The 20,561-nt window shown below is 63.4% G+C and carries 20 protein-coding genes; 14 read left to right on the top strand and 6 right to left on the bottom strand.

Annotated features, from left to right (window positions below; translation table 11 throughout):
- Positions 1-34: 34 nt before the first annotated feature.
- Positions 35-1,135 (bottom strand): DUF1206 domain-containing protein, encoded by a 1,101-nt coding sequence (locus OKA05_RS22130; RefSeq protein ID WP_264489379.1) that lies wholly within the window; start codon positions 1,133-1,135, stop codon positions 35-37.
- A 77-nt stretch (positions 1,136-1,212) separates the two neighbouring features.
- On the opposite strand from OKA05_RS22130, the gene OKA05_RS22125 reads away from it, so the two are divergent.
- From OKA05_RS22125 to secA, 11 genes are all read left to right on the top strand, one after another.
- Complete coding sequence (locus OKA05_RS22125) at positions 1,213-2,328, top strand: MGDG synthase family glycosyltransferase (RefSeq protein WP_264489378.1); 1,116 nt, start codon at positions 1,213-1,215, stop codon at positions 2,326-2,328.
- 225 nt (positions 2,329-2,553) lie between these two features.
- Positions 2,554-3,375, top strand: coding sequence for a methyltransferase, TIGR04325 family (locus OKA05_RS22120; protein WP_264489377.1), 822 nt, complete (start codon positions 2,554-2,556; stop codon positions 3,373-3,375).
- Between the two features lie 156 nt (positions 3,376-3,531).
- Positions 3,532-4,131: an HAD family hydrolase gene (locus tag OKA05_RS22115; RefSeq protein WP_264489376.1), complete on the top strand. Its 600-nt coding sequence runs from the start codon at positions 3,532-3,534 to the stop codon at positions 4,129-4,131.
- 87 nt (positions 4,132-4,218) lie between these two features.
- Positions 4,219-4,977 (top strand): transporter, encoded by a 759-nt coding sequence (locus tag OKA05_RS22110; RefSeq protein WP_264489375.1) that lies wholly within the window; start codon positions 4,219-4,221, stop codon positions 4,975-4,977.
- 36 nt (positions 4,978-5,013) lie between these two features.
- Complete coding sequence (locus tag OKA05_RS22105) at positions 5,014-5,958, top strand: metal ABC transporter substrate-binding protein (protein WP_319800662.1); 945 nt, start codon at positions 5,014-5,016, stop codon at positions 5,956-5,958.
- Positions 5,955-6,848, top strand: a complete 894-nt coding sequence (locus OKA05_RS22100) for an ATP-binding cassette domain-containing protein (RefSeq protein WP_264489374.1) — start codon at positions 5,955-5,957, stop codon at positions 6,846-6,848. Before OKA05_RS22105 ends, OKA05_RS22100 begins: the two co-directional genes overlap by 4 nt.
- The gene (locus tag OKA05_RS22095) at positions 6,845-7,714 is read left to right on the top strand and encodes a metal ABC transporter permease (RefSeq protein WP_264489373.1); all 870 of its coding nucleotides are present in this window, start codon (positions 6,845-6,847) and stop codon (positions 7,712-7,714) included. The genes OKA05_RS22100 and OKA05_RS22095 overlap by 4 nt, the downstream gene beginning before the upstream one ends.
- Positions 7,701-8,540, top strand: a complete 840-nt coding sequence (locus OKA05_RS22090; RefSeq protein ID WP_264489372.1) for a metal ABC transporter permease — start codon at positions 7,701-7,703, stop codon at positions 8,538-8,540. The genes OKA05_RS22095 and OKA05_RS22090 overlap by 14 nt, the downstream gene beginning before the upstream one ends.
- 284 nt (positions 8,541-8,824) lie before the next feature.
- The gene (locus tag OKA05_RS22085) at positions 8,825-9,238 is read left to right on the top strand and encodes a PIN domain-containing protein (protein WP_264489371.1); all 414 of its coding nucleotides are present in this window, start codon (positions 8,825-8,827) and stop codon (positions 9,236-9,238) included.
- Between the two features lie 64 nt (positions 9,239-9,302).
- Positions 9,303-10,091 carry an SDR family oxidoreductase gene (locus tag OKA05_RS22080; protein ID WP_264489370.1) on the top strand — a complete coding sequence of 263 codons (789 nt, stop codon included), beginning with the start codon at positions 9,303-9,305 and terminating at the stop codon, positions 10,089-10,091.
- Positions 10,092-10,242: 151 nt separating this feature from the next.
- Entirely contained in the window at positions 10,243-13,416 is a 3,174-nt protein-coding gene (secA, locus tag OKA05_RS22075) for a preprotein translocase subunit SecA (RefSeq protein ID WP_264489369.1), read from the top strand.
- 227 nt (positions 13,417-13,643) lie between these two features.
- On the opposite strand, the gene OKA05_RS22070 is transcribed toward secA, so the two are convergent.
- Entirely contained in the window at positions 13,644-14,897 is a 1,254-nt protein-coding gene (locus tag OKA05_RS22070; protein ID WP_264489368.1) for an NAD(P)/FAD-dependent oxidoreductase, read from the bottom strand.
- Between the two features lie 112 nt (positions 14,898-15,009).
- Here OKA05_RS22070 and OKA05_RS22065 point away from each other — a divergent pair, with 112 nt between their 5' ends.
- From OKA05_RS22065 to OKA05_RS22055, 3 genes are all read left to right on the top strand, one after another.
- Complete coding sequence (locus OKA05_RS22065) at positions 15,010-15,651, top strand: OmpH/Skp family outer membrane protein (RefSeq protein WP_264489367.1); 642 nt, start codon at positions 15,010-15,012, stop codon at positions 15,649-15,651.
- Between the two features lie 12 nt (positions 15,652-15,663).
- Positions 15,664-16,182, top strand: a complete 519-nt coding sequence (locus OKA05_RS22060) for a hypothetical protein (protein WP_264489366.1) — start codon at positions 15,664-15,666, stop codon at positions 16,180-16,182.
- A 177-nt stretch (positions 16,183-16,359) separates the two neighbouring features.
- Complete coding sequence (locus tag OKA05_RS22055; RefSeq protein WP_264489365.1) at positions 16,360-17,526, top strand: helix-turn-helix transcriptional regulator; 1,167 nt, start codon at positions 16,360-16,362, stop codon at positions 17,524-17,526.
- A gap of 12 nt (positions 17,527-17,538) precedes the next feature.
- On the opposite strand, the gene OKA05_RS22050 is transcribed toward OKA05_RS22055, so the two are convergent.
- From OKA05_RS22050 to OKA05_RS22035, 4 genes are all read right to left on the bottom strand, one after another.
- Complete coding sequence (locus tag OKA05_RS22050) at positions 17,539-17,985, bottom strand: hypothetical protein (RefSeq protein ID WP_264489364.1); 447 nt, start codon at positions 17,983-17,985, stop codon at positions 17,539-17,541.
- Positions 17,982-18,560 carry a 3-keto-disaccharide hydrolase gene (locus tag OKA05_RS22045; RefSeq protein WP_264489363.1) on the bottom strand — a complete coding sequence of 193 codons (579 nt, stop codon included), beginning with the start codon at positions 18,558-18,560 and terminating at the stop codon, positions 17,982-17,984. Before OKA05_RS22045 ends, OKA05_RS22050 begins: the two co-directional genes overlap by 4 nt.
- Positions 18,561-18,606: 46 nt before the next feature.
- A complete protein-coding gene (gene cimA, locus OKA05_RS22040) occupies positions 18,607-20,190 on the bottom strand; it encodes a citramalate synthase (RefSeq protein WP_264489362.1) in 1,584 nt (527 codons plus the stop codon).
- 68 nt (positions 20,191-20,258) lie between these two features.
- Complete coding sequence (locus OKA05_RS22035) at positions 20,259-20,561, bottom strand: HigA family addiction module antitoxin (RefSeq protein WP_264489361.1); 303 nt, start codon at positions 20,559-20,561, stop codon at positions 20,259-20,261.

Genomic DNA, 20,561 nt, shown 5'->3' with positions numbered 1-20,561 from the left:
GCGGGCGGGACGCTCGCAGGGCCGGACGCCGGGATCAAGGGCTGTCCTTGGAAGGGTCCGTCACATACATCCAGCGTGGCTCCACCAGTTTTTCGATCACCACCCCACGCGGCGAGCTGCTACCGGCGGGAAATCGCAGCCGGGCGATGATCGTGGCCACCCCATTGGGGACGCTTTTCAAATAATCCTCCAACTCACGGGCAACCTCGCTGTCGGCCAGCGCGTAGCCGAACAGGTGTTCTTCGGAGTCCTTCGTCGTGATCCGGTAGCAACGCCAGCGGCCGGCATCTGAAAATTCGTGGCTGTAGTAGGAATCCGGTGTCACCCAGACGCGGAAGTCCATGGCCGAGCTGGAAGGACGATCGGCAATGTAGCGCCCCCACTCCATCGGCTGATGGCAGACGTGGGTTTCCCAGTCCACCCGCACGCCGGTGTCGCCCAGTTGCTCCAGGATGAGGTTTTGCGGCTCCCCATCGCGGCTTTCCGCGCGGACGATCCAAAACTCCCCGCCGGGAATGGTCGCGGGTTGGAACGTCGTCAGCCGGGCAAATTTCATCGCCCGCTTCGGCCGGACCGTCCACTCGGCCTCGATCAAGGGCTTTACCCGTTCCGGGTGGCGAATCAACGGCACGATTTTTTCCACCGAATCGGCCGCTAGATACTCGCCGACGACCCGCTCGATCCGATCCACCAGCTCCCGGGCAGTGCGATCCTCGGCGGCGTCGTCCTCCTTCATTTCGCGCACTTCGGCCAGCCGTTGGGCGACCTCGGCCTCGCCCTTGCTCATCTGGATCACCGCCCATACGCCCGCAGCGATCACCGCGACAATGATCAGAACGAACCAGCCGTAAGGCATCCCCGCCAGCCGGCCATCGCGCATTCCCCACGGCTGTTCGACGTTTTCGACGACCTCTTCCTTGTCGAGGATCGCCTCCACGCCTGGTTCCTGGCTGCGGCCCTCGAAGAGGTCCCGGGGCTGGGATTCCAAGCGTTCCGGCGCTTCGGCCACCTTCTCGGGAGCGAGCCGCTGGACTTGCTCGAAGGACGTGCCAGCCGCCTTCAAGCGCACGACCCCGTCGTCAGCCTTTTCGGCCTCGTCATCGACGACGCGCAGCTTGGGATCGGACTCGGACATGCGGCGGCAGACGAAAACCGCAAATGCCGTTCGACGCAATGCCGCGCTTTGGCTTATGAACCCCGCGCCAACCGCCGATGCCAGCCCGGATCCTCATTTGCACTGCCGCCTTTGGCGAAGGCCACAACAGCGCCGCCCGCAATCTGGCGCTGGCGCTGCAGGAAGCCGGTGCCGAGGCGCGGGTCGCCGATCCCTGCCTGCTCGGCGCGCCGGTCAGCACCCGCTGGCTGTGCCATGGCTACCGCTTTGTCACCACCCGCTTTCCGGGGCTATGGTATCGCGTCTATCTCCGCACCGGGGATGTCGATTTTTCCAAACAGCGCATGCCGCTGATGCGCAAGCCGGAGCGCAAGCTCGGCGAACTGGTGGATACCTGGCAGCCGGACGCAGTGGTCGCCACCTACCCGCTCTACCCGTATTTCCTCGAGCGCCTGCTGGAAGGAAATCCCCGCCCCCCGAAGATCTTCACCGTCGTCACGGACTCCATCGAGATCAACGCCGCCTGGCTGAAGTGCCCGACCGGCGAGTGGCTGGTGTCGGACGCCTACACCCGCGACACGATGATCCGCGGCGGTCTGCCGGCCGAGCGGGTGATCGACACCGGCTTCCCGGTGAATCCCGCTTTTTCCCGGCTCACCCCGTTGGCCGCGGACGATGCCTGCGAGCCGTTTCGCGTGCTGTTTTTCAGCACCTCCCGCCGCCTTCAGGTCCGGCGCTTTGCCAAGGCCGTGCTCCAGGCCTCGCCGCGCACCCAGATCACCATCGTGCTGGGCAAGAACGTCCGCCACCTGTGGAAGAGGGCGAAGGAGATCCGCGACGCCTTCCCCGGCCGGGTAAAGATCAAGGGCTGGACGCGCAAGGTCCCGCAGCTCCTCAACAGCCACCACCTCGTCATCGGCAAGGCCGGTGGCGCGACGGTCCATGAAGCCATCGCCGCGCGCTGCCCGATGCTGGTGCATCACCTCGTCCCCGGCCAGGAAGAAGGCAACCTGCGCCTGCTGGAATCGATCGGCTCCGGCCGCCTCGCCGACACTCCGGAAACCATGCGTGCCGCCGTGACCGACCTGCTCGCCGATGACGCCGCCCTGTGGCGCTCGATGAAACGCAAGCTCGCCCTCCACGGCCGCAATGCCGGAGCCATCGCCTCGGCGCGACACATTCTGGAGCGATGCAAGGGCTCAGCCCAGGGATAACCCGGGCACTACGGGCCGCTGATCCGGGGCCTTCTCTCCGGCGCTTGCATAAGATTTCCCAGTCATGGGGAATATCCGAATGTTAATGATTCCCGATTGCTTGCTAATACCCCGATCAATTCGGAGATCTATCTATTCCTAGACATCCCGTCGCCATTCATTTACAGGACATGGTTCATACATAGGAGTCTTGGCTCCTTTTGTTCCCCCCACCCCCCCGTTACCATGATCCCCCCGATGGTTTCCCGAGGACTGAACCTTCGTCCCGTAAAACAAGTGATCCTCCGCGCCGGCAAGAGCCGGCGAGCAGGACAAGTATTCCAACGGCTCTCCGGAGCTTCTGGCATCTTCGAGTCGATTGACGAAGCGCGGGAAGCGGTCCGTCGCCATCGCGCGGACACCTGCGGGCACTTGGACGGCAATTTGATCGGCTCCAATTTCACGCTCTCCTCGACCATCCGGATGAGCGACTACCCGGTCCTCTTCTGGCTCCAGGAAGCCATCCGGACCGAGAAGCTCAGTGTCTTCGACTTCGGTGGCGGGGTCGGACAAACCTATGTGAACTTTTCACATCTCTTGCCGGAGGATCGTTTGGAACGCTGGATCGTCCAGGATCTACCGGATGTCATCTCCCAGGCCTCCACCAGATTCTTCCTCGATGGCGTGCCGCCGCGGCTCGTCTTTACCGACCGCATGGCCGCCGGATCGACGTGCAATGTCGCGCTCGCCGCCGGAGCGCTGCACTACTGGGAAGGATCGATGTCTGCCTTTCTCGACGCCATGGGAACCAGACCGGCGCACTTCATGGTCAATCGCAGCCCGATGCGAGCCCGCGGGAAGGCGTTCTTCACGGTCCAGCAAGGCCGCGATTGGGCGGTCCCCTGTCAGGTTCGGAGCGTTGAGCAAGTGACGGCCGAGATGGAAGCCGAAGGCTACACGCTGGTGGATAGCTGGACCGATCTGGAGAAGTCGCTCAACTTGCCGCTCTTTCCCGACTACTCGTGTCCCTATCGCGGCCTCTATTACCAGCGGCTGGAGGATTCTTGAGCTGCTCCCGCAGATCTTCGCCCAAGTCCGCCCCTCCGACGTGCCAATGCCGAGGTAGTGGCCGGGCAAGCGACATCCAGAAGCGAAGGGCCGGGAACCCAGACCTGTTCCAAGACTTGGCTCCTCCATTTCCATCGTACAGCCTCGGGCCACCGCATGACCTTTCTCTTCGACATCGGCAAGGTGCTCCTCGACTTCCATTTCGAGCCCTCGCTCGCCACGCTGCTGCCACCCGGAACGGACAATGGCCACGAGCGGCTGTCCGTCTTGTTGGAAAAGAAGGACGACTTCGAAGGCGGGCGCATCTCGGTGGCGGACTATGTCCCATGGGCCATCGAGCGGCTCGGCTCTCCTGTCAATGAGGCGGACTTCCTCCACGCCTGGCGGAACATCTTCACCCCGAACAAGGCGATGTGGCAGGTGGTCGAAAGCCTCGCGGCCGGCGGGCACCAGCTGATTTTGTTTTCGAATACCAACGGCATCCACTGCCCGTGGATCTTCGAGACCTACGAGGTCTTCCGCCACTTCGGCGGCGCGGTGCTTTCTTACGAAACCGGCTCGATCAAGCCGGAGCCGGAGATTTACCACCACGCCATCACCGCCCACGGCTTGAAGCCGGCAGAGACGCGCTACATCGATGACCTGCCGGCGAACATCGAGACTGGCAAGAAACTCGGCTTCCGGTCGTGGCAGTACGACTTGAACGATCACCCCGCCTTCGAGCGCTGGCTGGCCGCAGAGCTGATGCACGGCTGAGTCCCGCCGCCTGATTCCAAGGGCCCGGCCGATTATTAGAAATCCGCGCTTGCGCCTCGAATTTAGCCTGGGCTAATTTTATCCGCGATGACTAACTCCCCCGCCCGCTTGTTGCTGCTTTCCGCCTGTTGCACTTCGCTCTTCGGACAGGAACTCCGCCCTCTGAGCACCGATCGCCCCGACACCACCGAAAGCCCCTACACCGTCGATGCCGGGCATTTCCAATTCGAGATGGAAGCCCTCACTTGGCAACGCGACGGCGAAGACGACAGCGTTTCGCTCGGCGAAGTGAACGCGAAGGTTGGACTCAATGCCTGCACCGACCTGCAAGTGGTGATCCCCTTCTACACCCACGAAGACAGCGGCGCGGAAGGCTTCGGCGACATCGAAGTCCGCCTGAAGCGCAATATCTGGGGCAACGACGTGGGCTCCACCGCGCTGGCCGTGATGCCCTACCTCAAGCTGCCGACCGCCAACAGCGACCTCGGCAACGGCAAGCTGGAAGGCGGCGTCATCATTCCCCTCGCCTTCGACGGCCCGGGCGAATGGAACTGTGCAGTGATGACCCAGCTCGACTTCGCCGTGGACGGCGACGACAGCGGCTACCATGCGGTCTCGCTGAACTCGGCGACCGCCAGCCATGCGATCACCGACGAGTTGGCCGCGTTCTTCGAGTTGGTCGGCATTTTCAGCGCCGACTCCGATGACCACACCGAGGCCTATTTCAACACCGGCTGGACCTATGCTCTCGACAATACCACCCAGCTCGACGGCGGCGTCCGGCTTGGCCTGACCGATGCTTCGGCCGACGTGACCCCGTTCCTCGGCCTGAGCAAAAAGTTTTAACCCAAAATTTAGCCTCTTCTAAGATTCTACGTTGCGATGAACACCACTCGAAACCAAACTCAGGCCGTGACCGCCGCCCTTGTGAAACGCCGTGCCGTGCTGGCCCTCGCCCTCGGAGCGGCCTTGTTCGCCGGCTGCAAACCGGCAACCACCGCCTCGTCGGGGAAGAAGAAGGTCGTCACCAGCTTCACGATCATCGCCGACATGGCCCGCGAGGTCGCCGGCGATGCTGCCGAGGTGGAGTCGATCACCAAGCCCGGCTCGGAAATCCACGGCTACGAACCGACGCCGAAGGATATCGTGAAGGCCCAGAGCGCCGATCTTGTCCTGTGGAACGGCATGAACCTCGAGCTATGGTTCGAGAAGTTTTTCCAGAACGTGAAGGACGTGCCGAGCGCGGTGCTTACCGAGGGCGTCCTCCCCATGGGAATCAGCGAGGGCCCCTATACCGGCAAGCCCAACCCCCACGCGTGGATGTCCCCGGCCAATGCCGCCATCTACGTGGAGAACATCCGCAAGGCGCTGGTGAAAATGGATCCGGTCAATGAGTCGACCTACAACGCCAATGCCGCGGCCTACACGGCGAAGATCAAGGCGCTCGACGAACCGGTGCGGCAGAAGCTTGCCAGCATCCCGGAGGACCAGCGCTGGCTGGTCAGCAGCGAGGGCGCCTTCTCCTACCTCTGCGCGAACTACGGCCTGAAGCAGCTCTACCTGTGGCCGATCAATGCCGATGCCCAAGGCACCCCGCAGCAGGTGCAGAAGGTCATCGACGGCGTCCGCTCGAACAAGATCCCGGTGGTCTTTTCCGAAAGCACGGTGAGCGACAAGCCGGCCCGCCAGGTGTGCAAGGAAACCGGCGCGCGCTACGGCGGCGTGCTGTATGTCGATTCGCTGACCGAGGCCGATGGCCCTGCTCCGAGCTACTTGAAGTTGCTGGAGGCGAATGCCGACACGATCGTCAAAGGCTTTCACCCATGACCCCGCTGACCCTCGACGTGGAATCTGTTTCGGTGGCCTATGCAAACGGCCACCGGGCGCTCCACGACGCGAGCTTTCACCTGAAGGGCGGCACCATCTGCGCGCTGGTCGGGGTGAATGGCAGTGGGAAATCCACCCTTTTCAAGAGCATCATGGGCTTCATCCGGCCCGACCGCGGCGCGGTGCGGATCAATGGCCGGCCGGTCCGTGATGCCCTCCGTGAAAACCTCGTCGCCTACGTGCCGCAGGCCGAAGAGGTCGACTGGCAGTTCCCCGTCAATGTCACCGACGTGGCGATGATGGGCCGCTATGGCGCGATGAACTTCCTCCGCATTCCCCGCGCGGCGGACAAGGCCGCCGTGGAAGATAGCCTGCGCCGGGTGACGATGTGGGACTTCCGCGACCGTCAGATCGGCGAGCTGAGCGGCGGGCAGAAGAAGCGCGTCTTCCTCGCCCGCGCGTTGGCGCAGGGGGCGCGGATCATTCTGTTAGACGAGCCGTTCACCGGCGTCGACGTGAAGACCGAGGAAGCGATCATCACCCTGCTCCGCGAGCTACGGGAGACCGGCTGCATCATCCTCGTCTCGACCCACAACCTCGGCAGCGTGCCGGAATTTTGTGATCAGGTGGTCTTGGTCAACCGCACCATCCTGGCCTACGGACCGACCGCCGAAGTATTCACCGAACAAAATCTCACCAAGGCCTTCGGCGGTGTGCTGCGGCAATTCCACTTCGAGGAATCGACCATCCAGGACCACGACGGCCGCGCCGTCCGCGTGCTCACCGACGACGAGCGCCCGCTCATCTTCGGCAAGGACGGCCACCTCGAATACAAGGACCGCCAAGGCCGCGAAGACATCGTCAAACAGCGGGAGGAGGAGGGACAGTGATCTCCGATCTCCTCACCCCCCTCCACTACGACTACATGCTGCGCGCCATCTGGGTGAGCGCGCTGATCGGCGGGGTGTGCGGGTTTCTCTCGTCCTTCGTCACAATGAAGGGCTGGTCGCTGATGGGCGATGCACTATCCCACGCGGTCGTCCCGGGAGTGGTGCTGGCCTACATGGCCGGCCTTCCTTTTGCGCTGGGTGCCTTCGTCGCGGGACTGCTGGCGGCGGGCACGATGGCCTTCGTGAAGACCCAGAGCCGCATCCGCGAGGACGCGACGATGGGGGTCGTCTTCACGACCTATTTCGCGCTGGGCCTGCTGCTGATCTCGCTCTTCCCGGCGCGGGTCGATCTGAAGACGATCATCTTCGGCAATATCCTCGGCATTTCCGATCCAGACATCCTGCAGGTCATTGGCATCAGCGTGGTCGCGCTCGTGGTGCTGGGATTGAAATGGCGGGATCTCATGCTTTTCTGCTTCGATCCGAATCAGGCGCGGACCCTCGGACTGCCGGTGCGACGATTGCATCTGCTGCTCTTGGCGTTGCTGTCCGCCGTCACCGTTGCCGCGCTGCAAGCCGTCGGCGCCGTGCTGGTGGTGGCGATGCTCATCACACCCGGTGCCACCGCTTTCCTGCTTACCGATCGCTTCGGGAGAATGATGGGGCTTTCCTCGCTGATGGGAGCCGCCACGTCCCTGGTCGGCGCCTACGCCAGCTACTTCTTCAATGGGGCGACCGGCGGCTGCATCGTGACCTTGCAGACCCTGGTTTTCCTCGTCGTCTTCATCTTCGCGCCGAAACACGGGCTGCTCGCCTCCAAGCGCCGCGCCCAACTAACCACCCCTCCGCTGGATGGATCTGTTTGAACCCCTGCGCTTCGCCTTCATGCAGGACGCGCTGCTGGTCGGCAGCGTGATCGCGGCGATGTGCGCGGTGCTCTCGTGCTTCCTGATCCTCAAGGGCTGGTCGCTGATGGGCGACGCCATTTCCCACGCCGTGCTGCCGGGCATCGTCCTTGCCTATCTGGCGGGGCTGCCGCTGCCCCTCGGCGCCTTCGCGTCCGGACTGCTGTGCGCGGTCAGCACCGGCTTCATCAAGCAGAACAGCCGGATCAAGGAGGACACCGTCATGGGAGTGGTCTTCACCGGCCTGTTCGCCTTCGGGCTGGTGCTGTTCAGCAAGATCACTTCCGACCTCCACCTCGACCACATCCTGTTCGGGAACATCCTCGGCATCACCAAGGCGCAGCGACTGGAGTGCTTCCTGATCGGCGGCGGCATCATCGCTGTCGTCGTCCTCCTGCGGCGGGATCTGCTGCTGATATGCTTCGACCCGGCGCAGGCGAGGGTGCTCGGCCTGGGCGAGCGTTTCCTGAACTATCTGCTGCTCGCCCTGCTGTCGCTGGCCATCGTAGTTGCCCTGCAGGCGGTCGGCATCATCCTCGTGGTGGCGATGCTGGTCACCCCCGGCTGTATCGCCCAGCTCTGGACGGACCGTTTCGACCGGATGTTGCTGATCGCCGTCGGCTCGGCGGTGGGCTCGACCGCCGCCGGGATTTTTATCAGCTACCACCTGGATGGCGCGACCGGGGCCTGCATCGTACTCACGCAGGCACTGGTATTCACTGTCTCCCTGCTGTTTGCGCCCAAATACGGGATTTTCGGGGCGGCTCGGCGTCGGAATGGTGCCTGATACAGGACTCCATCTTGCCATATTCCCATATTCCCGTATCTTCGACGGGTGAAGACGACGATAGAACTCCCCGATCACTTGCTCCGCCAAGCCAAGATTTTGGCCGTCGAGCAAGGTCGGACCCTCAGGGATGTAATGACCGAGGCCCTGCAGGCTCATCTGGGCAGCGCGCCTCCTTCCCCACCGACGAAGCAAACTGGCGAAGGTTTAGACGATGACGATCCGTTCTTTGCTGCCTTGGAGCACGTCCGCGCTTGGGGGAATTCTCAAATGCCCGGCAAGCGATGAGACGGTATCTCGCGGACACCAATGTTCTGAGTGAGGTGCTCAAGAAACGGCCGAATTCGGCGGTTGTGAATCGCCTACGAACCCTTTCTCCTGCCTCGATCTTTGCGAGCGAGATTACCCGCATGGAGTTGAGGTTCGGCGCAGCCCTTCATCCCCAGGCTGAAACCCTATGGGAATCGATCGAAACCTCCATCTTGCCACTCGCCACGTGGCTGGAATTTGACCGTGAGGCTTCGACCTCGACCGCTGACCTGTTAGCCGAAATGCGGAAGGCGGGGACACCCATCGGCCCCTGGGACACCTGCCTCGCCGGTACCGCACTGGCCCGGGGGCTGGTCGTAGTGACTCGCAACGTCGCCCACTTCAACCGCATTCCCAAGCTGCGGGTGGAAAACTGGTTCGAGGAATGATCGGGGGCATGGGCGACGCTCATTCCGCTTGCCGGGGCGAGGCGAGCTGAAGAACCTTCCGGCGATGCAAACCGCCGCCTATTTCAAAGACCTGTTCGGCCTCGAGGGACAAACCGCCGTCGTCATCGGGGGCACCGGAGAGCTTTGCGGCTGCATGGCGCAGGGTCTGGCCCGCGCTGGCGCAGAGGTCGTGCTGGTCGGCCGCATCCGCGAAAAGGCCGAGCGCAACCTCGCCGAGATCGAGGAATTCGGCGGCAAGGGCTACTTCATGCCGGCCGACGTGACCTCGCGCGAGTCGCTGCAAGAGCTCGTCCACCACGTCGTCGAGCGCTCCGGCAAGGTCGATATCCTGATCAACGGCGCTGGCATCAATTCCCCCACCCCGTTCTTGGACATCCAGGAAGAGGAATTCCAGCGGATCATGGACACCAACGTGACCGCCGTCTTCCGCGCCTGCCAGGTGTTCGGGAAATACTTCATCGACGAGGGCATCCCGGCCTCGATCATCAATCTCGGCTCGATGTCCGCCCTCGTGCCGCTTTCCCGGGTCTTCACCTACTCCGCCAGCAAGGCGGCGGTGCACAATCTTTCCAAGAACCTCGCCCGCGAGTGGGCCGAGTATTCGATCCGGGTCAATACCCTGGTCCCCGGCTTCTTCCCGGCCGAGCAGAACCGCAAGGTGCTGGATGAAAGCCGCGTGCTCGACATCCTCCGCCAGACCCCGATGAGCCGCTTCGGCTCGCCCGACGACCTGATCGGCGCGACCCTGCTGCTCGCCTCGAACAAGGCCGGTGCCTTCATCACCGGCACGGAAATGGTGGTCGACGGCGGCTTCAATGCGATGAAGATCTGACCCCTTGCCGACGGCTTGGCGGCGTAAGGGAAACCCCTTACAACCGCTACAAATCGCGGCAAACCCGACCTTCCGTGCCGCTTGCACCCCGCCGCTTCCGGGTGTATGGCGTGCGCCCCGGCAGCAACCCGGCTCCTTACCTTCCCTTCAAATGATCAAGTGGATCCTTCAGAAAATCGTCGGCTCGAAGAACCAGCGCGAATTGCGCCGGATCCGCCCGACCGTCGAGCGCATCAAGGAAATCGAGGAAGCCCTGCAGCGGGAACCCGAGGAAAAGCTGCGTGAAATGACCGCCAAGTGGCAGGACTCGCTGGCCCGCTACCACGAGCTGAAAGTCGCGCCCAAGCCGGCGCTCCTGCGCATGGATGCCGACGGACTGGCCGAGGCCGCCGCCTACATGAACGGCCGCCTCCAGCGCCTGCGTGACGATTTCCCGAACCTGCCGGCCAAGGTCGAGCCGACCGCCGAATCCATTGAAGCCGCCAAGGCCGCCTTCCATGAGATCGAGGGCGACTTCATCAAGCTCCGCGCCAGCTACCTCGAGAAGATCCTGCCCGAGGCCTACGCCGTGGTGAAAAACGCCGCCCGCCGCATGTGCGGCACCGAGATCAGTGTCTGCGACCAGCCGCTGAAGTGGGAGATGGTCCATTTCGACACCCAGCTCGTCGGCGGCATCGCCCTGCACCGCGGGATGATCGCGGAAATGATGACGGGTGAAGGCAAGACCCTCGTCGCCACCCTGCCTGTTTACCTGAACGCCCTCACCGGTCTCGGCGTCCACGTCATCACGGTCAATGACTACCTCGCCCGCCGCGACTCGGATTGGATGGGCGCGTTGTTCAGATACCTCGGCCTCACCATCGGCTGTATCCAGAACCAGATGCCGCCTTGGGATCGCCGCGAGCACTACGGCTGCGACATCACCTACGGCACGAACTCCGAGTTCGGCTTCGACTACCTTCGCGACAATGGCATGGCGTCCACCAAGGACGAGCAGGTCCAGCACAGCCACTACTTCGCGATCATCGACGAAGTGGACTCGATCCTCATCGACGAAGCTCGGACGCCGCTGATCATTTCCGGCCCCTCTTCCGTCTCCAGCCACCAGTTCGACAAGTACAAACCACTGGTCGAGCAAATCGTCCGGGCCCAGACGGTGCTTTGCAACGACCTCATGACCGAGGCGAAGAAGGCCCAGGAAGCGGGCGATCTGGAGACCGCCGGCCGCGCGCTCTTCAAGGTGAAGCTCGGCCAGCCGCGCAACCGCCAGCTCATGCGCATGATGCAGGAGCCGGACATGCGCCGCCTGATCGAGAAGACCGAACTCTCCTTCTACCAGGACGCGCAGAAGAAGGAACTCTTCGCGCTCAAGGAAGAGCTGTATTTCACCATCGACGAGAAGAGCCACGACTCCGACCTGATGGAAAAGGGCCGCGACTACCTCTCGCCGGACGATCCGGAGGCCTTCGTGCTTCCCGACATCGGCACGCTCTTCGCCGACATCGAGACCGATGCCTCGCTCACCGATGAAGACCGCGTCGCCCGCAAGGAAGCAGCCCAGCAGAAGCTCGATTCTCAGGCGGAGAAGATGCACAACATCTCCCAGCTCCTGAAGGCCTACTGCGTCTATGAAAAGGACGTCCAGTACGTGGTCGAGGAAGGCAAGGTCGTCATCGTCGATGAAAACACCGGCCGTAAGATGGCCGGCCGCCGTTGGTCGGATGGCCTCCACCAGGCCGTCGAAGCCAAGGAAGGCGTCGCCATCGAAAAGGAGACCCAGACCTTCGCCACGATCACGATCCAGAATTACTTCCGCCTTTACGAAAAGCTCGCCGGCATGACCGGCACCGCGGAAACCGAAGCGGCCGAGTTCTCCGACATCTACAAGCTCGACGTGCTGCCGATCCCGGCCAACCGCCCGAACCAGCGCAAGGACGAGAACGACCAGGTCTTCAAGACCCGCCGCGAGAAATACAACGCCGTCATCAAGAAGATCGAGGACGCCCACGCCAAGGGCCAGCCAGTGCTTGTCGGCACCGCCTCGGTCGATGCCTCGGAAACGGTGTCGCGCATGCTCAAGCGCAGCAAGATCCCGCACACCGTGTTGAACGCGAAGTTCCACATGCAGGAGGCGGAGATCATCGCCAATGCCGGCCAGCGCGGCGCGGTGACCATTTCCACCAACATGGCGGGCCGCGGGACGGACATCAAACTCGGCGAAGGAGTCGCCGATCTCGGCGGCCTGTTTGTCATGGGCACCGAGCGCTACGAATCGCGCCGCGTCGACCGCCAGCTCCGCGGCCGCTGCGCCCGTCAGGGTGACCCGGGCCTCAGCCAGTTCTACATCTCGTTCGAAGACGACCTGATGCGCAACTTCGCCGCCGCCGACCGGATGACCTCCATGATGGAGCGTTTCGGCATGCAGGAAGGCGAGGCCCTCGAGCACTCATGGCTGAACAAGTCGGTGGAAACCGCCCAGAAGCGCGTCGAGCAGCGCAACTACACGTGGCGCAAGCGCGTCCTCGAGTTCGACGACGTGATGAACAAGCAGCGCGAGGTCGTTTACGGCTATCGCAACGAGGTGCTCGGCACCGAGGAGCCCCGCGATCTGGTCAATGAGATCATCGAAAAGGTCATCCCGCAGAAGGTGGAGAGCTTCCTCGCCGATCGCGACGATGCGAACCCCGACTACAACGAGCTGCTGCACTGGGTGAACACCACCCTGCCGATCCCCTTTACCGCCGAGGATCTGGAGGCTACCGCCAAGACCGCCGAAGACATCTCGAACACCCTGGTTGCCCGCGTCAAGGAAGCCTACTCCCACCGCGTGGATGGGCTCCCGCCCGAGATCCTCGATATGGAAGAGCGCCGCATGATGCTCGCGGCGATCGACCGCCAGTGGCAGGCCCACCTTTACAATATGGACGCCCTCCGCGAAGGCGTTCACCTGCGTGCCCAGGGCCAGAAGGATCCGCTCGTCGAATACAAGGTGGAAGCCTACGAGCTGTTCTCGCTGCTCATGGCGAACATCGAGCAAGAGGCGCTGCAAAACCTCTTCCGCTCCGCCGGCAATCTGGAAGCCATCCTTCGCCAACTCCACGGCATGCCGCAGGAGCTTCATGGTGGCGAGGAGTCCAGCTCCCGCGGCCCTGGCCCGGCATTGCTTCAGGAAAGCGACACCGGCGAGATCAAGATCAACCTGCCCAAGCGCCGCCCGCCGAGCTTCAACATCGGCGGCACCCCCGACAGCGAGCCGAACCGCAATGCCCCCTGCCCCTGCGGCTCCGGCAAGAAGTTCAAGCAGTGCTGCGGCAAGGAAGCCTGAGCTCTCTAACAATCCATCACAAAGAAGCCGGAGCGGAAACGCCCCGGCTTTTTCTTTACTGGAACGCGGGATTCATCCCGCCCGAAGACCAGACGAAGTCATCACCGGGCCGACTTGCCGTCCCGGGAGCGCCGGTCTACAGACCGGCCCGAATGTTCCCTCGATGCAGACCTAACAGACCGGCACGAATGTCCGGGAACCGGGCGGAATGAATTCCGCGCTCCCAGTCAAAACCTCCCCGCCGCCATCTGCTCGACCGGCCGGAATGGCTTCGTCTGGGTCAGCATGTCCGCCACCAGCCGTCCCGTCACCGGTCCCAGGCTCAGCCCCATCATCGCATGCCCCGTGGCGGCGATCAGATTCGGAAAGGCCGGCACCGGCCCGAGATAAGGCAAGCCATCCGGCGACACCGGACGCAGTCCGGCCCACGGTTTCACGCCTTCGAAATCCCGTTCCGAGAACTTCGGAAAGTAGCCATGCACCGACTTCACGATGCCGCGCACCCGCGCCGGATCGACCTTCAGGTTGAGCCCGCCGACCTCCATGGTGCCGGCGAATCTCAGGCTGCCGTCCATCGGCGTGATCGCGACCTTTGCCTCGACGAAGATCGAGCAAAGCTGGGGAAGCTCCGGCGGAGCCGGCAACGTGAGCGAGTAGCCCTTGCCGGCCTGTAGCGGCAGCTTGAGACCGGTTTGGCGCAGCAGCTCGGCACTCCACGATCCGCAGGCGAGGACAAACTGATCACCGGCGAAGCGCTGTCCCCCACCGCTCAATGCGACAACCCTTCCTCCACTTGACTCGATGGTGTCGATCACCACGCCGCTTTGAATCTCTCCACCCAGCGCGAGCACGTGGCGGCGCATCGCCGCCATGAAGCGGGCCGGATCGAGGTGGCAGTCCTGCGGAAAATGCACCGAGCCGGTCACCTCCATCGTGATGCCGGGATCGAGACGGGCCGTGGCGGCGGCATCCAGCACCTCCGCCTGAATGCCGATCTCACGGGCGGTTTTGGCGACCGACGCTTCCTCGTCGAGGCCTTTGGACGTCTTGCACAGCATCAGCATGCCGCGCTTCACCAGCCCGAAATCCTCTTCATCCGAAAGCTCTGCAAAGAGCCGGCGGCTCTCCAGATTCAAGTCACGCAGCAGCTCGCGAGATTCCGCCACATGACGTTCGGTTGAGTGGCGGTAAAACAGCCACGCCCAGCGAACCAGCCCCGGATCGAGCCGCGGTCGGATGTAAAACGGGCTCTCGGCATTGAACATCCAGCGTAGGCCCTTGGCGATCATGCCCGGCGCGGCGAGCGGGATGAAATGGCTCGGCACGATCATCCCGGCATTGCCCATCGAGCAATTGTCGCCGCCGGCCGCCTCGCGCTCGACCACCGTGACCGCCAGGCCGCGTTTCAGCGCATAGTACGCGGAACACAATCCGATCACTCCACCGCCGAGAACGATCACGCGCTGCTTGCCTTGGGTCACGCTGCCAAGATAGACCGGGCGTCTTGCCGGAGTCTTGAGGAAACGCTGCCGAAATGAGCCACCGGGGGGCACTGGACAGCCTGCCGCGGCACGTGCATGATCCGCCCAGAAGATGATGAAAGTCGCCGCCGCGTTTGCCCTCGCCCTTTCCGCCGCAGCGGCCGATGCCCAGGCCCCGCGCGTGGCCGTGGTGCGGGTCTCCGACGTTTTCAACAAGCTCGACAGCACCGTGAAGGCGACGGAACAGACCAACGCCCGCAAGGCCCAGATCAACAGCGACAGCCGGCTGGTCACCTACAACGAACTCTACAAGGACCTCCAACTCCGGCGGAAAGCGCTCGAAGAGAATCCCCCGAAGATCGACGCCGAGACCCGTAAGCGGCTCGCCCGCGAATACACGATCAAGCTGCAGGAAGCCAAGTCGGTGCTGGAGGACTTCGAGAGCTTCCGCTCCGAAAAAACCCGCGAGATCGACAGCGAGATGGTCGCCGGCATGAAGCAGCGTCTCGCGCTGATCCACGCCACCGCCGAAAAGCTCGCCAAGGAAGAAGGCTTCGATTGGGTTCTGGACGCGTCCGGCAATACCAATACCGGCGTGCCGCTGCTCCTCTACGCCAAGAAAGCGAACGACCTGACCGACCGGGTGCTTGCCGCCCTCGGCCCGGCGGCATCCCCTCCGCCAACAACAAATCCCCCCCCTCCCAAGCCTGCCCCCGCGCCAAAGAATCCGCTGGCAACGGGCAAAAACCGCTGATTCCCCTTTCCCATGCAATTCATCGACTACCTCAAGGAGCACCCGCTGATGCTGGGACTGCTCATCGGCCTCATCGTCGGCCTCGCCGCCGCCCTCGTCACCTGGAAGTCCGGCTTCACCGCCCGCCGCGTGCTCGGCCGCGACATCCGCAAGCTGGAAAACGAACTGCGCGAGCTACAGGGTCACCTGAATACCCAGCTCAAGATCAATGCCCAGGGCAACGAGACGCTCCAGCGCGAGCTTGAGGAGCTGCGTCGCCAGAACGAGAACCTGCGGGTCAGCCTCGCCTCGCTCCAGAACAAGCCCGGCAAGGCCGAACTGCGTCACGCCCAGATCACCGATAGCGCCGTGCGCCTGATGCGCGAGCAAGCCCCGGGCTTCGCCCCAGCGTGGGAAAAGGCCCTCCGCCAGGCCGAGACCGAGCTGGAAGCGGGCGAAAGCGGTCTCAAGAAACTGGTTCGTCGTGTCATTCCCGGCATCGGCATGAGCGGCAGCAGCGCTCCGGCCGGCACGCCCGACCCGGAAGTCTGAGCCTTGAAAGTCAGGCGGCTGACAGGGAAAACTGCTTCGCGACCCCTCTACCGGCGTGAAATCCGCTTGTAGGTGAAAAAGTGCGAAATATGTCCCGCCGGGCAGTTGCCATCGCGTGGCGGACCTGTTGACTGTGACTCAGTTCGTCACAGTTAATCCCCCAACAGCGGATTCGAAATGGCTCACAGTTCAGATCAAGACATCCTCAACGTCCTCGACGCCGCCGGCCCGCAGTGGGCCGAACTGCAGGCATGGAGGGTGACGCCCATCGAGTCGTCGGCCAACGGAGCGATCACCGTCCACGGCCCGGCCTTCATCTACCGGTGGGAAAACGGCCTCGGCCCCGTGAAGGTGTCGTTCTGGTCACAGCAGGAAGGCCGCATCGCCAGTGGCCCCGGCCATCTGCTCGCGATCGAGCCCGGCCTCGGCACCATCCGCCTGAAGCTGCCCGGCCGCGAACCCATGGTCATCGGCGCGGTCGAGCCTGCCATCTACCAGCAGATCGGTGAACTCACCGCGGAAGCCCAGTCTTCCGTGCAGGGCCAAGGTGGCGAACGCTGGTCGCGCGACCTCATCATCTTGTCCGCCGCGATGAAACTCGCCGCGCTCACCCGCGAGGCCGCTGCCACCGCCAGCGCCCCGGACCGCGGCACCAAGCGCTCGCCGCGCAAGGACCAGCTCGTCACCCAGCTCCACGAGTGGCTGCGGCCGAACCTCGAAAAGTCGGTCAAGCTCGGCGACGCCGCCAAGCGCTTCGACAAGAGCCCGCGCCAGCTCATCCGCATTCTCAAGGAAACGACCGGTGCCGGTTTCGCCGAGCACCTCACCATGCACCGCCTGACCCTCGCCCGCGCGCTCCTCATGCGCAGCGGCCAGTCGGTCATGGAGGTCGCACGCGCTTCCGGGTTCAACAGCCGCGAGCAATTCATTCGCTCCTTCAACAAGGCCTTCGGTTGGACCCCGCTGCAGTTCCGCAAGGCATGGAACCAAGCCGCTCTCAGCGACGCCGAGCTGGTCCAGCTTTGCCAGGTCTCCGAACGCTCGGCCGTCGATTGGCTCCCTGCCGGCAGCGTCGCCTCCAGCCCGGATGAAGATCACGAGGGCGAACCGCACACCGTGGTGGTGGCGAATGCGCTGCACGACATCGTCGAGCTGTTCTGGGTCACCCCGCAGGGCAAGCGCGCCCGCATCGACGTGCTGGAGCGCGGCGGCATGGTCTTCGTCAATCGCGACACCGGCGGCAGTTGCTGGATCATCCGCGTGCCGGTATCCGGCAAGGAGCGCTACTTCCGCACTCCCGACGACCACGCGCTCGCCGTGGTCACCGCGGAGCTGCTGGTGTGAGGAAACCCGGTCTCAGGGTTCCTCCACCTTCTCCCCGGCTTCCTCGATCTTCTCGCCCACCCGCTTGAGGAACTCGCCGGTCTTTTCAGCCGCCTTGTCGATGCCGGCCTCGGTCTTCTCCCGGGCCACCTTGACGCCGTGCTCGGTTTTCTCACCCGCGGTTTGAAGTCCCTCGCCCGTCTTCTGCAGGGCGTGGTCAAGGTGCTCGCCTGGGGTCTTGGAGCTGCCATCGATCGGCGTGGGATCGACCACCACGGGTGGCGGATCGGCGACCACTACGGGCGCTGGATCGACAATGACGACCTCCTCCCCCACCTCGATCGCTTTCGGCACTTCGGCGGAGGACTCCTTCTTGCAGGATGGAAGGACCAGCAGGAGGGGCAACAGGAAGAGACTTGGCTTCATCACCTCCCCAATCTGGCACGCTTTCGCCGGCTTGGCCAGCGGTGCTTCGTTCACTCCAGCGGCTCCACCGTCACGTTGCGGAACTCGATCTTCATCTTCACTCCCGGGTGAACTTGGAACCCGAGCGGGCCGGACTCCTTCGCGGTGTCGGAGACGTACTCGATGACCTGCTTGCCGTTGAGCGTGACCGTGTAGGTATGGCCTTTCGCCACGATCTTCATGCGGTTCCAATCACCCTGCTTGAGCACTTCCTTCACCCCGCTGGCTTCCTGCGGGTAGCCCCGCTTGCTGCCGATGTAGGGTGAGCCGGTCAAATCGCGCTTCAGCGAGCGGGACACGCCGATTTGGATCTGCTCGTTCTCGTGACGGAGGAAGATCCCCGAGTCGATGTCGCCGGAGAAGCGGAACTCGCACTCCACGGTGAAGTCCTTGTAGCTCTTCTCCGACCACAGCACCGAGTTCTGCTTCTTGTCGTCGCTCTGGCCCGTTAGAACGCCGTCGGAAAAGCTCCAGTAGGCGGCGCCCTGGGTCTTCCAGCCGTCGAGGTTGGCGCTGCTGAAGAGCTTCTCCGGCTCCGCGGCAGCGATGCCCGTTAGAAGCAGGATGGCGGAGAACAAGTGACGTTTCATGCTCCGCTTACGTCCGCGGAGCGACGGTCTTTCCCCAAGTTTGCATTCAGACTCCGCGATGGCGCTGGAGGAACAGGTCGATGCCGTCCACCAGCGCGATCCACGAGGCCTCGATGATGTTCTCGGAAACCCCCACCGTTCCCCAGTTTTCTTCACCATTGGTAGAAACGATGAGCACCCGGGTCTTGGCTGCCGTGGCATCGTGGCTGTCGATGATGCGGACCTTGTAGTCCACCAGCGAGACCTCCGAAATTTCCGGGTAAAACGGCTCAAGAGCCCCTCGCAACGCCTTGTCGAGGGCATTCACCACGCCGCGGCCTTCGGCGACGGTGTATTTTGGAACTTCGCCCACATAGAGCTTCACGGTCGCCTCGCAGACCGGATCGTGGCCGTCTCGATACTGACGGAAGCTGGTGTGGAATTCCTTCAGATCGAAGGTTTTCTCGTAGCGACCCAGCTCGCGGCGGATCAGCAGCTCGAGCGAGCCACCGGCCGCCTCGAAGGAATAGCCCTCGTTCTCCAGTTCCTTCACCTTCTGTAGCACCGCCTTGGCTTCGGCCGAGCCCTTGTCGAGCGGGATGCCGAGTTGCTCGGCCTTGATCAGGATGTTCGATTGGCCGCTGAGTTCGGAGACCAGGATGTTCTGCTCGTTGCCGACGGCCTGCGGCACGATGTGCTCGTAGCTGCGGGCCAGCTTCTGGACGGCATTGACGTGCATGCCGCCCTTGTGGGCGAAGGCCGTGCGTCCCACGAACGCCGCGCGGGCGAAGTGAGGATTGTTAGAGACGTCATCGACGAAGTACGAGAGTTCCCGTAGTTTCGTCAAATCGGGCACGACCTCCATGTCCATCTTGAGCTGCAGGATCGGGATCACCGAGGTGAGGTTGCAGTTCCCGGTGCGTTCGCCGTAGCCGTTGATGGTGCCTTGCACCTGCACCGCGCCGCCTCTTACCGCCGCGACGGCATTGGCCACGCCGAGTTCGCAGTCGTTATGCGTGTGAATGCCGACCGGCACCTGCGGGATGCGGGCGCGCACGATCGCACAGATCTCCATCACCTCCTCGGGCAGCGTGCCGCCATTGGTGTCGCACAGCACGAGACAATCGGCCCCGCCTTCAGCCGCCGCCTGCAAGGAGCCGAGCGCATGGCCGGGCGAGTCCTTGTAGCCGTCGAAGAAATGCTCGGCGTCATAGACCACCTCGCGACCGTGCTGCTTCAGGTAGGCCACCGTGTCGCGGATCATCGCGCGGTTCTCTTCGGGCGTGGTGCGCAGGACTTCTGTGACTTGCATCTCCCAGCTCTTGCCAAAGATGGTGACGACGGGCGTTTCCGCATCCAGCAAGAGCTTCACCTGCGGATCCTGCTCGACCGGCGTGTCGGCACGGCGTGTCGAGCCGAAGGCCGCCAGCTTCGCGTGACTGAGCTTGAGCTTCTTCGCCTCTTGGAAGAACTCGACGTCCTTCGGGTTCGAGCCGGGCCAGCCGCCCTCGATGTAATCGATGCCGAATGCATCGAGCCGCTCGGCAATGCGGAGCTTGTCGAGCAGTGAGAGCTGGAAACCTTCGCCCTGCGTGCCATCGCGCAGGGTGGTGTCGTAGAGGCGGACCGGCTTGTCGGAAAGGGCGCTCATGGGTGGCGGGGCGCGGACGCTAGGGCCGCTCGCCGCCGCGGGCAACACGCAATCGGGACAGCACGGACTCAGCCGACATGGGCCTTCACCTCCCGCTCCACCGCCGCGCCAATCTCGCGCTCGGCCGCCTCAAGGTCGTGTTCGGCTTGCAACCCCACCCAGAAAGCCGCTGAGGTGCCGAAAAACCGGGCGAGGCGCAGGGCGGTCTCCGCCGTGACGCCTCGCCGGCACTTCGTGATCTCCGTCAGACGGGACGGCGCGATCCCTGTCGCACGTGACACGGCGGCGAGCGTCAACCCCAACGGCTGGATGAATTCCTCCAGCAGTATTTCTCCCGGATGAATGAGCGGCAGCAGTTCGCGCGATTTCAT

Origin of the sequence: Luteolibacter arcticus, assembly GCF_025950235.1 — a bacterium.
Lineage (GTDB): Bacteria > Verrucomicrobiota > Verrucomicrobiia > Verrucomicrobiales > Akkermansiaceae > Haloferula > Haloferula arctica.
Note: the sequence above shows the minus strand (reverse complement) of the source record. Positions and strands in the feature narration are given on the sequence as shown.

What these genes read in the sequence shown, in the direction of transcription:
- OKA05_RS22105 (WP_319800662.1), top strand. Translation starts at nt 5,014, where the DNA reads ATGAACACCACTCGAAACCAAACTCAGGCCGTGACCGCCGCCCTTGTG.
- OKA05_RS22120 (WP_264489377.1), top strand. Translation starts at nt 2,554, where the DNA reads ATGATCCCCCCGATGGTTTCCCGAGGACTGAACCTTCGTCCCGTAAAA.
- OKA05_RS22115 (WP_264489376.1), top strand. Translation starts at nt 3,532, where the DNA reads ATGACCTTTCTCTTCGACATCGGCAAGGTGCTCCTCGACTTCCATTTC.
- OKA05_RS22100 (WP_264489374.1), top strand. Translation starts at nt 5,955, where the DNA reads ATGACCCCGCTGACCCTCGACGTGGAATCTGTTTCGGTGGCCTATGCA.
- OKA05_RS22125 (WP_264489378.1), top strand. Translation starts at nt 1,213, where the DNA reads ATGCCAGCCCGGATCCTCATTTGCACTGCCGCCTTTGGCGAAGGCCAC.
- OKA05_RS22080 (WP_264489370.1), top strand. Translation starts at nt 9,303, where the DNA reads ATGCAAACCGCCGCCTATTTCAAAGACCTGTTCGGCCTCGAGGGACAA.
- OKA05_RS22090 (WP_264489372.1), top strand. Translation starts at nt 7,701, where the DNA reads ATGGATCTGTTTGAACCCCTGCGCTTCGCCTTCATGCAGGACGCGCTG.
- OKA05_RS22110 (WP_264489375.1), top strand. Translation starts at nt 4,219, where the DNA reads ATGACTAACTCCCCCGCCCGCTTGTTGCTGCTTTCCGCCTGTTGCACT.
- OKA05_RS22055 (WP_264489365.1), top strand. Translation starts at nt 16,360, where the DNA reads ATGGCTCACAGTTCAGATCAAGACATCCTCAACGTCCTCGACGCCGCC.
- OKA05_RS22130 (WP_264489379.1), bottom strand. Translation starts at nt 1,135, where the DNA reads ATGTCCGAGTCCGATCCCAAGCTGCGCGTCGTCGATGACGAGGCCGAA.
- OKA05_RS22035 (WP_264489361.1), bottom strand. Translation starts at nt 20,561, where the DNA reads ATGAAATCGCGCGAACTGCTGCCGCTCATTCATCCGGGAGAAATACTG.
- OKA05_RS22060 (WP_264489366.1), top strand. Translation starts at nt 15,664, where the DNA reads ATGCAATTCATCGACTACCTCAAGGAGCACCCGCTGATGCTGGGACTG.
- OKA05_RS22065 (WP_264489367.1), top strand. Translation starts at nt 15,010, where the DNA reads ATGATGAAAGTCGCCGCCGCGTTTGCCCTCGCCCTTTCCGCCGCAGCG.
- cimA (WP_264489362.1), bottom strand. Translation starts at nt 20,190, where the DNA reads ATGAGCGCCCTTTCCGACAAGCCGGTCCGCCTCTACGACACCACCCTG.
- OKA05_RS22085 (WP_264489371.1), top strand. Translation starts at nt 8,825, where the DNA reads ATGAGACGGTATCTCGCGGACACCAATGTTCTGAGTGAGGTGCTCAAG.
- OKA05_RS22045 (WP_264489363.1), bottom strand. Translation starts at nt 18,560, where the DNA reads ATGAAACGTCACTTGTTCTCCGCCATCCTGCTTCTAACGGGCATCGCT.
- secA (WP_264489369.1), top strand. Translation starts at nt 10,243, where the DNA reads ATGATCAAGTGGATCCTTCAGAAAATCGTCGGCTCGAAGAACCAGCGC.